Source organism: Candidatus Limnocylindria bacterium (assembly GCA_036523395.1).
In the GTDB taxonomy this organism is placed as follows: Bacteria; Chloroflexota; Limnocylindria; order P2-11E; family P2-11E; genus CF-39.
Genome location: DATDEH010000016.1, coordinates 1 through 14547 on the forward strand (window position 1 = coordinate 1; position 14547 = coordinate 14547).

Below are 14547 nucleotides of genomic sequence, written 5' to 3' on the forward strand. Positions count from 1 at the left end.
CAAAATCTAGTACCGAGCGCGCGGCGGCCCCGGTGACCGACGTCGGAGGTCGGCGCCGGGGTCCTTGTCCCGCGCCATCGATACGCCTGAAGGGATCGACTTAGTGGCCGACCCCGAGCAGGAACAAGAGAACGATGAGCAGGAGCGGCGCGCCGAGCAGCCAGAGCAGGATCAGGATCATCGCTCGCCTCCTCTATCAGATGCGCGTGGTTCGGTCGCCGCGGAGCGGCTCGACCCGCACGCGGTAACTGCCGACGGTCATCGGCTCACCACTGGCCATCCAGGCCCCGACCACGGGGCCCATCAGGCCCATGAGGAGCGCGGCTGCCGCTGCGAGCGCGCCGTTTCGGGCAACGATGGCGACACTCGGGTCCACCGGCGAGCCGGGCACCGCTGGGACGGCCGGCGTCGGCGCGAGGCTTGTGTACCAGCCGTTGAAGATGGCGCCGGAGAGCCCGGCGACGATGAACATCACGAACACTGCGACCACCCAGCTGGTCGCGCCGGTCAGGATGGCGGGTTCCGCGCGCCGGATGCCCGCGACGCGCACAGCCGCCCAAGCGCCGATGACGAACGCGAAGAACGATGAGATCACCGCGAATGCGAGCCCTGCGAAGCCGACGCCGCTCCACGAGGTGATGCGGCCCTCGGCCCCAGCCTTGTGCGCACCGATCGCGGTGCCGATGAGCCCGAAGAGCACGGTCGCGACGACCGCGGCCATCGCGCCAAGGATCACCGGACAAAGGAACACCCCCGCCGAGTGCGTTTTGACACGGCGGGGGTGCAGAGGTCATGCCAAGCTGCGCTGGCCCGGAGACCCCGGGCGCCTGGTCAGCGGCGGCGGAGGAAGCTCGGCACCTCGAGGTCGTTCGGGTCGAATTTCTTCTCCTCGTGGACCTTCGTCACGGTCGGCGCCGGTGCGACGGCGGCCATCGGACGCTCGGCGGCACGCTGCTCGACCTGCCGCTTGTACATCGGCTGTTCGATCCGCTTGAGCGGCCGCTGTTGGTCGAAGCCAGTCGCGATCACGCTGATCTTCACGTCCTGGCCCATGCGGTCGTCGATCACGGCGCCGAAGATGATGTTCGCCTCGGGGTCGGCAGCGGCGTGGATGATCTCGGCCGCCTCGTTGACCTCGAAGAGCGCGAGGTCCGGTCCGCCCGTGATGGTGAACAGCACGCCGCGCGCGCCGTCGATCGATTGCTCGAGCAGCGGCGACTGGATCGCCTGTCGCGCGGCGTCCGCAGCACGCGTCTCTCCGGTGCCGTGGCCGATGCCCATGAGCGCGGATCCGGCGTTGGTCATGATCGTCTTCACGTCCGCGAAGTCGAGGTTGATCAGACCGGGCACCGTGATGAGGTCGCTGATCCCCTGTACGCCTTGGCGCAGAACGTCGTCGACGATGCGGAACGCGTCGACCATGCTGGTGCGCTTCTCGACGACCTGCAGCAGACGGTCGTTCGGGATCGTGATGAGCGTGTCGACCTTGTCGACGAGATCCGCGATCCCCTGCTCGGCCAGCAGTCGCCGCTTCGCGCCCTCGAAGGCGAACGGCTTCGTGACCACGGCCACGGTGAGCGCGCCGATGTCCTTGGCGATCTCGGCGATGACCGGAGCGCCGCCGGTCCCCGTTCCGCCACCCATACCGGCGGTGACGAAGATCATGTCGGCTTCCTTGAGCGCCTCGTACAGCTTCTCGCTGTCGTCCTCGGCGGCTTTGCGCCCAATACTGGGATCGGCGCCGGCGCCAAGGCCCTTGGTGACCTTGTCGCCGATGCGGATCTTGTGTGGTGCGTCCGAGAGGAGCAGCGCCTGAGCGTCGGTGTTCACCGCGATGAACTCGACGCCCATGAGCTCCGCGCGGATCATGCGATTTACGGCGTTCGAACCGCCGCCGCCAACACCGACGACCTTTATGAGAGCGAAATTCTCGATGTCGCTCCGGAGGGGCATGGGCACACTCCAAACCAGTTCCCTGCTGCTGCCCCTCCCCTGACGGCCCCAGCACGGAGTTCTTAAGTTGTTGACCTGACTCTATACCCGAACGCAGCACCAGGTCGAGCGTTAGGGCCCGATCACCACGATGTTCACGGCATGAGCGAGCGGAAAAGTCGCGAGAGGCGGCCGCCCACACCGTCGAGAGAACGGGAAGCGACGCGGTCTTCGTCCGCGGACCAGTTCTTCGCACCCCAGACAAGGAGTCCCGAGGCCGCGGAGTAGGGCGGCGACGAGATCGAGTCGGTCAGACCGCCCAGCCCGTCCGGCGCCATCACTCGCGCGGCCATGCCGAGCTGGTCGCGCGCGGCCCGGGCGATGCCGGTGAGGAGCGAGCCGCCCCCCGTGAGCACGACACCGGCCTGGAGCCGGTTGGTGGCCCCGGCCGCCTCGATCTCCCGGGCGACGTGGTCGAACAGCTCCGCCGTCCGTGCCTCGATGATCTGGGCCATATGCCGGCGCGTGATCGGCCGCGGCACCTCTTCGCCGATCGACGTGATCTGCATGACCTCGTCGGGATCGACCTCCAGTGGCAGGGCCGTCCCCTGCTTGATCTTGAGGCTCTCCGCCACGTCGGGCGTGACCCGGAGGAGGAGCCCGAGGTCGCTCGTGACGCTTCGTGCGCCCATCTGGATGGTCGCGCAGTGACGGATCGAGCCGTCCTGGAAGACCGCGACGTCGGTCGTGTCGCCGCCGATGTCGCAGAGGACGACGCCGAGCTCTTTCTCCTCGTCGGTGAGGACGACCTCGGCCGTCGCGAGCGGTGTCAGGACCAGCTCGTCGATCTCGACACCGGCCTTCTGAACGCACTTGGTGAGGTTCGTGACGCTCGAGGACGACGCCGTGACGATGTGCGCCTCGACCTCGAGACGGACGGCGCTCATCCCGATCGGGTCGCGCACGCCTTCCTGCCCATCGACGACGTAGCCACGCGGGATGACGTGGAGGATCTCACGCGTGTTTGGGATCGACACCGCGCGGGCCGCCTCGATCGCCCGCAGGGTGTCCTCCCGCGTCACGTCGTGCTGGCGGCCCGACACCGCGATCATCCCGCGCGAGTTCTGGGAGCCGACATGCATCCCGGAGATCCCCACGAACGCGGACCGCACCTTGAGTCCCGAGAGGCGCTCGGCCGCGTCCACGGCGGCGGCCACCGACTGCACGGTGCGGTCGATGTCGATGACGACGCCCTTGCGGAGGCCATCCGAGGGCGCTTGCCCGATGCCGATGACGTCGACCCCACCGCTGCGACCGCCCACCTCGCCGATGAGCACGCAGACCTTGGTGGTGCCGATGTCGATCGCGACGAGCACGGTCTGGTCAGTCACGGGCGTCCGCCTTCCTTGACTCTCCTTCTGCTCCCCGCCCGCGTCCGCGTGACCGCCCGCCCGAGATTAAAGGAAATGCCGCCTGATTACAGCGACGTTCTGGAAGATCCGCCAGCCGAAGGCGAACAGGGCCACGAGATAGAGGTCGATACCCAGCCTGTCGCCCAGGAACGTGAGCGCGGCCGCGAGCAGCGCGTTCGTGTAGAAGCCCGAGAGGAAGATGCGGGTGTCGAAGTGCCCTTCGAGCTCCGCGCGGAAGGCACCCAGGAGCGAGTCGAGGGCCGCCAGGATGCCGACAGCGGTGTAGCGCGCCCACTCGATCGGGAGGTTGAAGCGGAGCGCGAGTCCGAGCAGCACCCCGGCGACCAATCCGAGGAGCGGAAGCCACACCTAAGCGCTAATTCGGGCTGAAGACGATGCGGTCGGGGCTGCGCACGTCGACGTAGTCTAAGCGCCGCGTCGGGTTGTCCCTGAGGAAGCGCTTCGCGAGGGACAGCTTCTCGTCGAAGCGATCGGCGCCCCCGAATCGGATCTCCCACTTCGCGCCGGTGCGGAGCACAAGGCCGTTCGCGCCCGCCGTCATCACGACCCGCAGGTCCGTCGCATCGGTTCGCAGTTCGCCTGGCGCGAGCGCCGCGAGGCGCAGCGCGGCCTCGACGAGGGCGGGTGGGTCGATGAGCTCGCCCGCGCTCCGCGGACCGCGCTCGTCGAACACCCGCAGGTCGGGCGCACCCGTCCGATCGATCGAGGGGAACAGCACGCCACGGGCGTCGATGAACCACTCCACGTTGTCGCTTGCGACCCAGCGGCCGACCGCCTCGCGCTCGACCAGCGTGATGCGCGCGGCGGAGGGCAACAGGATCTCGACCCGCGCGTCGCGCACCGCGGGCAGCGTTCGCAGCTGGGCGCGAGCGTCCGCCGCGCTGGCGCGGAACGTCGGCGCCCCGTCCAGCCCGCTTTGCGACCGCGCGGCGTCGCGCGACACGTGCTTCGCGCCGACCACGACGACCTCCTCGACGCGCGCGAGATCAGCGAGGCTCACGACGAGCAGCGCGGCGGCGCAGGCGATCGCGATCACCGCGGCGAGCGCGCGCCCCGGATCCTTGATGCGGAACGCGGGCCGGCGGCGGCGGGCGGGTTTGCGGGTGGTGCGTCGGGAGCGAGTACTCAGCGCGCGCGCCGGCGCGCGTCCTCGAGGGCCCAGTCGACGAAGCGCGCGAGGAGGTCGCCGAACTGGATGCCGGCGGCGCGCGCCGCCTTTGGCAGCAGGCTGTTCGCGGTCATGCCCGGGATCGTGTTCACCTCGAGGGTGACCATGCGATCGCCGGCCCACATGAGGTCGGTGCGAGACATCCCTCGACAGCCCAGAGCCTTGTGCGCGCGGACGGCGATGTCCTGCGCGCGGCGCGCGACGTCGTCGGGGATGCGCGCGGGAACGATCTCCTCGCTCTCACCGGTGCTGTACTTCGCGGTGTAGTCGAAGAACTCGCGCTTGGTGACGATCTCGATGACCGGCAGCGGCACGAGCTCGTCGTTGCCGATCACCGCGACGGTCAGCTCCGTTCCGCCGACAAGCTCCTCGACAAGTGCGCGCTCGTCATACTTCAGCGCCTCGACGATCGCCGGCGCGAGCTGCTCGGCGGACGTGACGATCGCCGCGCCGACGCTCGAACCGCTCGCGACCGGCTTCACGAACACGGGAAGGCCAACGGATCGCGCGCTGGTGAGGTCCGCGCCAGAAGCCGAGGTCACGACGACGCCCCGCGGGACATCGAGACCCTCCGATGCGAGGACGCGCTTGGCCATGACCTTATCCATCGCGAGAGCAGAGGCCAGCACGCCCGACCCTGTGTACGGGATGCCGATCGTGTCGAGCAGGCCCTGGATCCGACCGTCCTCGCCCCACGTTCCGTAGACGGACAGCAGGACCACGTCGACCGGGCCGCCCGCGTTCGACATCGCGGTCGTTGCCGGCACGAGCGATCGCTCAGCGCTCTCGATCTGCTGTTCGAGACCTTTCGGTAACGCGCGGGGTCGTTGGATCACGCCACCATCCAACAGCGCGCGAGCCTGATCACGCTGGTGTTGGGTCAGCGCTGGGTTGCGGACCATCAGCGCAAGCGGGTCGAGGAGCACCGTTTCGAAACGATCCGCCGGAAGGCTGGCGGCTATCTGCGATCCGGCAGCAAGAGAGATATCGCGCTCGGCGGATGCCCCACCAGTGAGGATGCCGACGCGGATCTTCTTCACCACTCCCCCACCAGCTCGACCTCGGGCACGAGATCCACGCCGAACTTCTCCTTCACCTCTCGCTGGCAGCGCTGCATGAGCTGCCAGACATCCATCGCGCTCGCGTCGCCGACGTTGACGATGAAGTTCGCGTGCTTCGTGCTGACCATGGCCCCGCCGATGGTCGCGCCCTTGAGCCCCGCGGCTTCGATCAAACGGCCGGCGTGGTCGCCCGGCGGATTGCGGAAGATCGAGCCCGTGTTCGGCTGCGCGAGGGGCTGCTTGGCGATCCGCTCGTTGGCGATCTCTTTGATGCGCTTCACCGCGGCCGCGCGATCGCCGGGCGATCCGCGGAAGCGTGCACGCGCCACGACGATCGGCGTCTTTTGAAGCTTCGACGTCCGGTACGCGAATCCGAGCTCGGCCGCCGTCTCCGTCCAGCTGTCGCCGTTCAGATCCATGAGGGTCACGTCGACGAGCACGTCCTTCGTCTCACTACCGAAGGCACCGGCATTTCCATGAACGGCACCGCCGACGGTCCCGGGCACCGTGGCCATCCACTCAAGCCCGACGATGCCGTTCCGTGCCGCAGCAGCGGCCACCGATGCCAGCGGTGTGCCGGACGCGGCGGTGATCGTCGTACCGTCGACCGACGTCTCGCTCCAGTCGTTCTGCAGCACGACACCCCGCACGCCGCGGTCCGAGACGAGCATGTTCGTGCCGCCGCCGAGCATCGTCACCGGAAGCTCGTGCTCACGCGCGACGGCGATCGCGCCCACGAGGTCGCGCTCGGTCGTGACGCGCACGAAGTAATCGGCCGGCCCACCGATGTGCAGCGAGGTGTGCTTGCGCATCGGCTCGTCGCGCACACCGAACGGAAGAAGCTTCACACCGGTGTCCGCAGCAGCTCGAGTAGCCGTTCTCCGACAGGCCTCACGTCCCCCGCGCCCATCACGAGGACGGTATCGCCCGGCGCCACGAGCTCGGCGACGATGTGCGCCGCCTCTTCGCCATTGCGGGCGTATCGGCCGTCGACCGCCTCCGCGAGCGCCATCGCGCGCGAGCTCTCTTCGGGTCGCTCGCGGGCGGATGAGAAGGTCTCGACGATCACGACCGCGCGAGCGCGACGAAGCACCGCGGCGAACTCGTCGAAGAACTTCGCCAGCCGGCTGGGCGTGTGTGGTTGGAACACGACGACCGCGTTCTCGAACGCGTTCAGCCCGACCGCGATCTCGGCAGGGTGGTGGGCGTAGTCGTCGAAGACCCGGACCCCGCCGGCCGTGCCAAGGGGCTCGAGCCGTCGTTCGACCCCGGAGAACTCCGACACGCCGAGCGCGGCGGCGGACCTGGTGACGCCGAGGGTGTGGGCCGCGAGGACCGCGCCGGCCGCGTTCAGCGCGTTGTGCTGACCGGGGATCTGCAGGCTGATGTGCGTGTCGCCGAGCGTGTAGACCTTGTCGGTGTCGCGCGTGATCGGCAGGTTCGCCTGTTCGCCGAATCCGTAGGTGAGAACTTCACGGCCAAGCTCGGTCGCCGTGTACTCCGCAAGCTCGCGTGCGCCTTCGTCGTCGATGCAGGTCACGAGTGTTCCGCGCGCCTCGATGCCGCGGACGAAGACGCGGAAGGCATCGCGGTACGACTCGCGGGTCGGGAACATGTCGACATGGTCGTGATCGACCGTCGTCACGACCGCGATGAGCGGCTGGAGTGCGTGAAAGGTGTTGTCGTATTCATCGGCCTCGATCACGAGAACGTCGCTGGTGCCGGCATGGGCGTTGGACCCGAGACCTCGCAAAACGGCACCGCAGATGAGGGAGGCATCGACGTCCCCCGCCCGCAGGGCCGCCCAGACGAGGGCCGTCGTGGTCGATTTGCCGTGGGTTCCCGCGACCGCGATGACGCGCTTGCCTTTCGCGAGGAAACGCCAGGCGTCCTCGCGCTTCCAGACCGGTATGCCCCGCCTCAGCGCCTCGGCTACCTCGACGTTGTCCTCCTTATAGGCGCTTGAGCGCAACACGAGGTCGGTACCCGGCACGTTCTCGGCCGCGAAGCGCTCGTGGACCGCGGCACCCTGCCGCGCCAGGGCCTCCGACAGCGGCCAGCGACCGCTGTCCGAGCCGGTCACGGCGTGACCGCCCGCGAGGAGCAGCTTTCCGATCGCCGACATCCCCGCGCCGCCGATGCCGACGATGTGGATCCTCAACCGCACTTCCCAAGCGCGAGGAGCTCTCGTGCGATCTCCTGCGCGGCGTGAGGGCGACCCGCCGCGCGGGCCGCGTTCGCCATCCGGCGCAGGCGATCCGGGTTGTCGATCAGCCCACTCACCTGCGCCGTGAAACGGTCACCGTCCAGCTCGCCCTCGCGCATGCTGATCGCCGCGCCCGTCTCGACCATCGCGCGCGCGTTCGCATCCTGGTGGCCCTCCATCGCGGCGCCGAATGGCACGAGCAGGAGCGGTCTGCCGAACGCCAGGGGCTCGGCGATCGACGACGCGCCCGCGCGGCCGATGACCAGATCCGCCGCGGCGAGCGCCCCGCCCATCTCGTCCCCCAGGAACGCACGCACGATGTAGCGATCCCGCACCTCCGCGGCGAGATTCGCGCGGCGCGCGTCGGCGCGCGCTCCGTGCTTCTCCCCCGTGATGTGGAGCACGTATGCGCGCCGGAGGATGCGGCCGAGCGCGGACCACAGGGCGTCGTTGATCCTCTCGGATCCCTGGCTTCCCCCGCTGACGACGACGAGCATCGCGTCCGCCGGGACCGCGAACGTCTCGCGGCCTCTCTCGCGCGTCCACTTCAGCAGCGACGCGCGGATCGGTGTGCCGGCGAGGACGGTGCGCCCTCGCGGCAGCGAGCGGCGCGCCTGCTCGTACGAAACGCCGATGCGCGAGCAGAACGACGCGAGCAGCCGCGTCGCGCGGCCCGGCAGCGCGTTGCCATCCCAGAGATAGACCGGCACAAGCGTGAGACGCGCGGCCAGCGTCACCGGGATCGCGACGATGCCGCCGGTCGTGCAGCACACGTCGGGACGAAATCGCGCCAGTTGAACGAGCGCGTCGAAGAACGCGAGCGGCACGCTGACGAGCGTGCGCAGGAACGCGAGGCGCGAGTCCGGGTCTCGCAGCGACGGCATCGGTGTCGCGTGGAACGGGATGCCCGCGGCCGGCACGAGCTCAGCTTCTTTGCCGCGACGCCCACCGAGGAAGAGGAATCCCACGTCCGGATCGATCTCGCGTAGCGCCTCCGCGATCGCGAGCAGCGGGCTGACGTGCCCGCCCGTCCCGCCGCCGACGAGGAGCACGCGACACGGTCGCTGACGCCGGCGCGGCCTGCCGTCCAACATTGAGGAGGATACCGACCGCGATGAGCCCGACGCAGAGTGACGATCCGCCATACGAGATGAACGGAAGCGTGATCCCCGTCATCGGGATGAGGCTCGCGACGACGGCCATGTTCACCCACGCCTGGAACACCAGCCACGTCGTGATGCCCGTCGCGACGAGCGCGCCCATCGCATCGGGCGCACGCAGCGCGATGCGCACGCCGCGATACGCGAAGACGAGGAACAGCATGATCACCGCGAGCGTTCCGATGAGACCGAGCTCATCGCCAAGGATCGCGAAGATCGAGTCGGTGTACGGGAACGGGAGGAAGCCGAACTTCTCACGGCCGGCGCCAAGTCCCTCGCCAGACAGGCCGCCAAGCGCGAGACCGTACAGAGCCTGGATCGCCTGGTAGCCCGCGTCGCGCGGATCCTTCCACGGATCGATGAACGTCATGAGCCGCTCGACCCGCTCCGGATGCGCGAGCGCACCCGCGAGAGCGAGGACGCCGGAGAGCATCGCCAGCGCGGCGAACATCCAGAGGCGCGCGCCGGCGACGAAGTACATCGCGAGTGCGACCGCGCCGATGACGATCGCGGTGCCGAGATCCGGCTCGGCGAAGACGAGCACGCCGATGATGCCCGTGACGAGCACGAAGCCGACCGCTGTTCCGCTGCGTTCGATCCGATCGCGCCGCGCGCCGAGCCAGAAGGCGAGATAGAGGATGAGCGCGAGCTTGGCGAACTCCGCCGGCTGGATGCCGACCGGCCCGGCGCGCAGCCAGCGCGCGGCTCCGTTGACGGTCGTCCCGACGCCGGGCACGAGGACGGCGCTCAGCAGCAGGATGGCGACGGCGAGGAGCGGAAGGGCGAGCACGCGGTAGCGGTGATAGTCGACGCGCGCCGCCACGAGCATGCCGACCAGGCCGAGCGTCGCCCACAGCGACTGCCAGCCGAGGAAGTAGCGCGGATCGTCGAGCGCGTCGAGGGCCTTGATCCCGCTCGCGCTGTAGACCATCGCGATCCCCATCAGGGTGAGCGCGAGGACCACGACGAGGAGGACGAGGTCGTACGACGTCGTGCGTGGCATACCAGGTAGGCGCAGCCTCACGAGCGCACCGGTTCCGCGAACGACCGCACCAGCGCCGTGAAGCGGTCGCCACGCTCATCGGCGGAGGAGAACATGTCGAACGACGCACATGCCGGAGATAGCAGGACGACGTCGCCGGAGCGCGCCAGCCTGCGCGCGGCGGTGACCGCGTCTTCGAGCGTGCGAGCGCGCTCCACCGGGAACCCAGCTCGCGCAGCACCGGCGGCATCGAGAGCGCTCGCGATCTCATCCGCGGCGGCTCCGATGAGCACCGCGGCGCGGGCGCGTTTGGTGACCGCGCGCGCGAGCTCGCCGAAGTCGGCGCCCTTTCCGACACCGCCGAGGATCACGACCGCGGGTCGTTCGAACGCCTCGAGCGCTTTGATCGTCGCGTCGGGGGTGGTCGAGGCCGAGTCGTTCACCCAGAGGATGCCGTCGCTTTCGGCGACCGTCTCGAGACGCCGTGCCACCCCCTCGAACGCACGAAGCTCCGCGCCGATGACGTCAGGCGGTATGTCAAAGATGTCACCGACGATCGCGGCGGCGAGCGCGTTGGCGATGTTGTGACGGCCCGGGATGCGGAGCTCGCGCGCCGACACGATCGGCGTACGCCGGTCGCCATCCGTCAACACGAGCCGCCCGTCCGATTCGAGAAAACCACCGTGACGCGGATGCATCGTGAGCGAGAAGCCGCGGACCATCGACGCGGCGCCGGTGTGTATGGCCGTCGTGGTCGGATCGTCGAGATTGAGCACCGCGATGTCGCCCGCGCCCTGCCAGGCGACGATGTTGCGTTTGGCGGCGATGTAGTTCTCGCGCGTGCCGTGATGGTCGAGGTGGTCTTCGCCGATGTTGGTGACCACGGCGACGTGCGGACTGCGCCCGAGCGTTTCGAGCTGGAACGAGGAGAGCTCGAGCACGACGATGTCGTCGCGTGTCAAGGTGTCGAGCTCCTGGATGATCGCACGCCCGATGTTCCCGCCGACGACCACGCGCCGCGTACCGCGCGACAGGATGCGGCCGATCAGTGTCGTCGTCGTGGTCTTCCCCTTCGTGCCCGTGACACCGACGATCGTCGCCGGGCATAGCCGGAAGAACAGGCTGATCTCCGTCAACACCGGGATCCGCCGCTGGAGCGCGCGAAGGATCGTCGCCGAGCGCGGGCGAACGCCGTTGATCACGAACACGAACTCCGCGTCGGCGAGCGCTGCGTCGTCGCTCGATGGCCCGAGCACGAGCTCGACCGGCGTGTCGCCGACACGCCCGATGCCCTCCGCGAGCTGCTCACGCGATTTCGCGTCGGTGATCGTCACGTGCGCACCGGACGACACGAGGAAGCGCGCGAGTCCCGACGCGGTGCGCCCCTTGCCGAGCCCGACGATCGTGACGCGCCTGTCGCGGAAGTCCTCGCGTCGGACGTCGGCGTCGAACAGGAGGCTCACGCCGGCCTCCCGATGAATCCGAGCTGGGTGCCGTACATCCCATCGGGACCGCGACCGCGGTACGACCAGAGATCCGCACCACCCGAGAGCGTGCACACGCCGGACATCTCGATGCGCGTCACGCCCACCGATCGGAGCTGCGCGGTATTCGCCGCCCACAGGTCCATCACGATCCGGTCGCCGACCCTCCGGAGGCAGCTTTCGCCGATGCGCTCGTTCACAGTCGTCGCGCGCTCCATATCGATCACATAGCAGCACGGACCGATCGCCGGGCCCAGCGACGCGACGAGCCGTTCGCGGACGGCGCCTCCGGCGACCATGGCCTCAACGAGCGCCTCGGCGACACGCAGGGTCGTGCCCTGCCAGCCGGCGTGGGCGGCGCCGATCGGTCCCTCCGGATCGGCGACGAGCACCGGCACGCAGTCGGCCGCCGCGACGCCGAGGAGCAGGCCGGGTCGGTCGCTCCACATCGCGTCGGCGGTCGGCCACGGTTCCGCTGGAGCGTCGACGCGCACGACGTCACTACCGTGCACCTGCCTGACGCGTTTGATGCCGTCGAAGCCGAGCGTCCGCGCGAGCGCCGCGCGATTGCGCGCCTGCTCCTCGAGCGGATGGCGCGACCCGGCCATGCTCCCCTGCGCCCGCGTGGTGAAGCCGGCGACCAGGCCGAGCGAGCCCAGCAGCGGCGACCAGAGCATCGCATCACGCTCGACCCAGGTCCCGCGCCAGGTCTTCTTCGGCGCACGCGCGGCGCTCCGATCGGCGCGGCTCACTTCGGCGTCGCATACGCGAGGACCGCCGCCGCGATCCCCGCGACCGCACCGATGAGCCAGAAGCGGATGGTCACCTTCTCCTCGGCCCAGCCGATGAGCTCGAAGTGGTTGTGCAGCGGCGACATGCGGAAGATGCGCTTGCCGCGGAGCTTGAAGCTGCCGACCTGGATCATCACCGAGACGGTCTCGGCGACGAAGATGATCCCTAGAACAGGCAGTAGGAGCACGAACCCGGTGGTCAGCGCGATCGTGGCGAGCGTCGCACCGAGCGCGAGCGCACCGGTGTCGCCCATGATCACTTCCGCCGGGTGCACGTTGAACCAGAGGAACGCGAGGATCGCGCCGACCATCGCGGCGCAGAAGACCGTGAGCCACGGGAAATTGATGGAGGCGGCGATGAAAGCGACGGACAGGAACGCGAATACCGCGGTCCCGCCGGCGAGGCCGTCCATCCCATCGGTCAGGTTCACGCCGTTCGACATCGCGACGATGGTGAAGAGCGCGAGCGCCACGAACAGCGCGCCGCCGATCTCCCACTCACCGACGAGCGGGACGTACACACCGGTGATGCCGAAGTGGCGTTGGATGTAGATCGCCGCGACGAGACCGACGATGAGCTGCCAGACGAGCTTGTGGCGACCGCGGATGCCGAAGCCATAACGCACGTTGACGAGGTCGTCGATGGCGCCGAGCAGACCGACGGCGATGAGCGTTCCGATCGGCACGATCGTCTGCGGGATGAAGACGTCGCGCTGGACCTGCGGCAGCAGTACCAACACGAACAGCCACAGGACGCTCGTGACGCCGATGAAGAGAGCGCCGCCCATCGTCGGGATGCCCTGCTTGACGTAATGCGACTGCGGACCCTCGGGCCGGATGTTCTGTCCGATCCGGAGCCGCCGCAGCGCGCGGATGTACGGCGCGCCGAGCACGAGGCCGAGAAGGAACGCCGAGAGCAGCACTCCAAGAGCGAGGATCTCCACCTAGACCGCGACCGGTCGCACGAGCGTGTCGGCCAACCGGTCGAGCGCGAGCGAGTGCGAGCCCTTCACCAGGATCGTGTCGCCCTGCTGCTGCATCCGTCGCAGGACGACGAGCGCCTCGCCCGGCTCGCTCGCCCAGTACGCCTCCGCTAAGCCGGCCGCGCGCGCCGCATCGACGGCGGTGCGCGCCAGCTCACCGATACCGATGAGGACGTCCGTGCTGCGCGCGGCATCGCGGCCGAGCGCTTCGTGCGCGTCCGCCGAGAAGGATCCGAGCTCGAGCATGTCGCCGAGCACCGCGATCCGCCGTCCGGGCACGTCGCGAAGGACCGCGAGCGCGGCCTCCACGGCCGCGGGACTCGCGTTGTAGCTGTCGTCGATGACCGTCACGCCGGGGCCGCGGCGCACCTCCATGCGATGCGCGGGCTGCTCCAGCGTCCCCAGCGTGAGCGCTGCCTCGTCGAGGGGCACACCCAGGGTGTGAGCCGCTCCGAGCGCCGCGAGTGCCGCAGGGACGAGCTGCCGACCGGGGATCGGCAGCGCAACGGGGACACGCTCGCCCTCGTACTGCGCCGTGAAGCGCAGTCCGGCGAGGCCTTCGGCTCGGATGTCCGTGGCCCGGAGCTGCGCGTCATCGCTCTCGCCAAAAAGCACGACGCGAGCGCGCGTCCGTGGCGCGAGCGCCCGGACACGCGGGCTGTCGGCGTTGAGCAACGCGATCCCATCGTCGGGCAGTGACTCGATGAGCTCCGCCTTTCCCGCGGCGATCGCCTCGACATTCGGTGTGCGCGCGAAGTGGACGGGGATGGCGGGGATCTCCGTGATGATCCCGATGCGCGGACGTACGAGCCGGCAGAGATCCGCGATCTCGCCCGGGACGTAGAAGCCGAGCTCTATCACGGCGACCTCGTGTGTCGGCTCGAGGCGCAAGAACGTCAGCGGAACTCCGATCTCGTTGTTGAACGATGCCGCGGTCCGCAGCACGCGGAACCGCGCGCCGAGCGCTGCCGCGGTCGCTTCCTTCGTCGTGGTCTTGCCGACGTTCCCGGTGATGCCGACAGCCGGGATCGGATGCGCATCGCGCAGGGCCTCGGCCAGGCGGCGCAGCGCGTGGAGCGGCTGCGAGACCTCGATGAGCAGCGCATCGTCGGGAGTGGGAACCGCGCGATCGACGACCGCCGCGCGCGCACCTCGCGCAAATGCGTCGGCCACGAACTCGTGGCCGTCCCGTTGATCGCGGAGCGCGAAGAACACCTCACCTGGCTGAACGATCCGGGAATCGAACGCACCGCCGACGAACCGCTCGTCTGCGCGCGGCGTGCCCTGGATCACACGCCCGCCCGTCGCCGTTAGTAATTGTTCAAGTGTGAACACCAGCGAATGGTA

14 protein-coding genes are annotated in these 14547 nt (G+C 69.1%); all 14 read right to left on the minus strand.

Features of this window, described 5'->3' with window-relative positions; all coding sequences use genetic code 11:
- Nucleotides 1-196 precede the first annotated feature (196 nt).
- Nucleotides 197-721: a hypothetical protein gene (locus tag VI056_02125; protein HEY6201817.1), complete on the minus strand. Its 525-nt coding sequence runs from the start codon at nt 719-721 to the stop codon at nt 197-199.
- 110 nt (nt 722-831) lie between these two features.
- On the minus strand, nt 832-1953 hold the full coding sequence (gene ftsZ, locus VI056_02130) for a cell division protein FtsZ (protein ID HEY6201818.1): 1122 nt from the start codon (nt 1951-1953) through the stop codon (nt 832-834).
- A gap of 134 nt (nt 1954-2087) precedes the next feature.
- The gene (gene ftsA, locus VI056_02135) at nt 2088-3323 is read right to left on the minus strand and encodes a cell division protein FtsA (protein HEY6201819.1); all 1236 of its coding nucleotides are present in this window, start codon (nt 3321-3323) and stop codon (nt 2088-2090) included.
- Nucleotides 3324-3389: 66 nt separating this feature from the next.
- Complete coding sequence (locus tag VI056_02140; GenBank protein HEY6201820.1) at nt 3390-3713, minus strand: small basic family protein; 324 nt, start codon at nt 3711-3713, stop codon at nt 3390-3392.
- Nucleotides 3714-3720: 7 nt separating this feature from the next.
- Complete coding sequence (locus VI056_02145; protein HEY6201821.1) at nt 3721-4401, minus strand: FtsQ-type POTRA domain-containing protein; 681 nt, start codon at nt 4399-4401, stop codon at nt 3721-3723.
- 89 nt (nt 4402-4490) lie between these two features.
- Complete coding sequence (locus VI056_02150; GenBank protein HEY6201822.1) at nt 4491-5573, minus strand: D-alanine--D-alanine ligase; 1083 nt, start codon at nt 5571-5573, stop codon at nt 4491-4493.
- The gene (gene murB, locus VI056_02155) at nt 5570-6442 is read right to left on the minus strand and encodes a UDP-N-acetylmuramate dehydrogenase (GenBank protein HEY6201823.1); all 873 of its coding nucleotides are present in this window, start codon (nt 6440-6442) and stop codon (nt 5570-5572) included. Before murB ends, VI056_02150 begins: the two co-directional genes overlap by 4 nt.
- Entirely contained in the window at nt 6439-7755 is a 1317-nt protein-coding gene (gene murC, locus VI056_02160) for a UDP-N-acetylmuramate--L-alanine ligase (GenBank protein HEY6201824.1), read from the minus strand. The genes murB and murC overlap by 4 nt, the downstream gene beginning before the upstream one ends.
- The gene (locus VI056_02165; GenBank protein HEY6201825.1) at nt 7752-8810 is read right to left on the minus strand and encodes a UDP-N-acetylglucosamine--N-acetylmuramyl-(pentapeptide) pyrophosphoryl-undecaprenol N-acetylglucosamine transferase; all 1059 of its coding nucleotides are present in this window, start codon (nt 8808-8810) and stop codon (nt 7752-7754) included. The genes murC and VI056_02165 overlap by 4 nt, the downstream gene beginning before the upstream one ends.
- The gene (ftsW, locus tag VI056_02170) at nt 8725-9963 is read right to left on the minus strand and encodes a putative lipid II flippase FtsW (protein HEY6201826.1); all 1239 of its coding nucleotides are present in this window, start codon (nt 9961-9963) and stop codon (nt 8725-8727) included. The genes VI056_02165 and ftsW overlap by 86 nt, the downstream gene beginning before the upstream one ends.
- A gap of 17 nt (nt 9964-9980) precedes the next feature.
- Nucleotides 9981-11405 carry a UDP-N-acetylmuramoyl-L-alanine--D-glutamate ligase gene (gene murD / locus VI056_02175; GenBank protein HEY6201827.1) on the minus strand — a complete coding sequence of 475 codons (1425 nt, stop codon included), beginning with the start codon at nt 11403-11405 and terminating at the stop codon, nt 9981-9983.
- The gene (locus VI056_02180) at nt 11402-12178 is read right to left on the minus strand and encodes a polyphenol oxidase family protein (protein ID HEY6201828.1); all 777 of its coding nucleotides are present in this window, start codon (nt 12176-12178) and stop codon (nt 11402-11404) included. Before VI056_02180 ends, murD begins: the two co-directional genes overlap by 4 nt.
- Nucleotides 12175-13161 (minus strand): phospho-N-acetylmuramoyl-pentapeptide-transferase, encoded by a 987-nt coding sequence (gene mraY, locus VI056_02185; GenBank protein HEY6201829.1) that lies wholly within the window; start codon nt 13159-13161, stop codon nt 12175-12177. The genes VI056_02180 and mraY overlap by 4 nt, the downstream gene beginning before the upstream one ends.
- Nucleotides 13162-14535, minus strand: coding sequence for a UDP-N-acetylmuramoyl-tripeptide--D-alanyl-D-alanine ligase (murF, locus tag VI056_02190; protein HEY6201830.1), 1374 nt, complete (start codon nt 14533-14535; stop codon nt 13162-13164).
- Between the last annotated feature and the right edge of the window lie 12 nt (nt 14536-14547).

What these genes read in the sequence shown, in the direction of transcription:
- ftsZ (HEY6201818.1), bottom strand. Translation starts at nt 1,953, where the DNA reads ATGCCCCTCCGGAGCGACATCGAGAATTTCGCTCTCATAAAGGTCGTC.
- ftsW (HEY6201826.1), bottom strand. Translation starts at nt 9,963, where the DNA reads ATGCCACGCACGACGTCGTACGACCTCGTCCTCCTCGTCGTGGTCCTC.
- VI056_02125 (HEY6201817.1), bottom strand. Translation starts at nt 721, where the DNA reads ATGGCCGCGGTCGTCGCGACCGTGCTCTTCGGGCTCATCGGCACCGCG.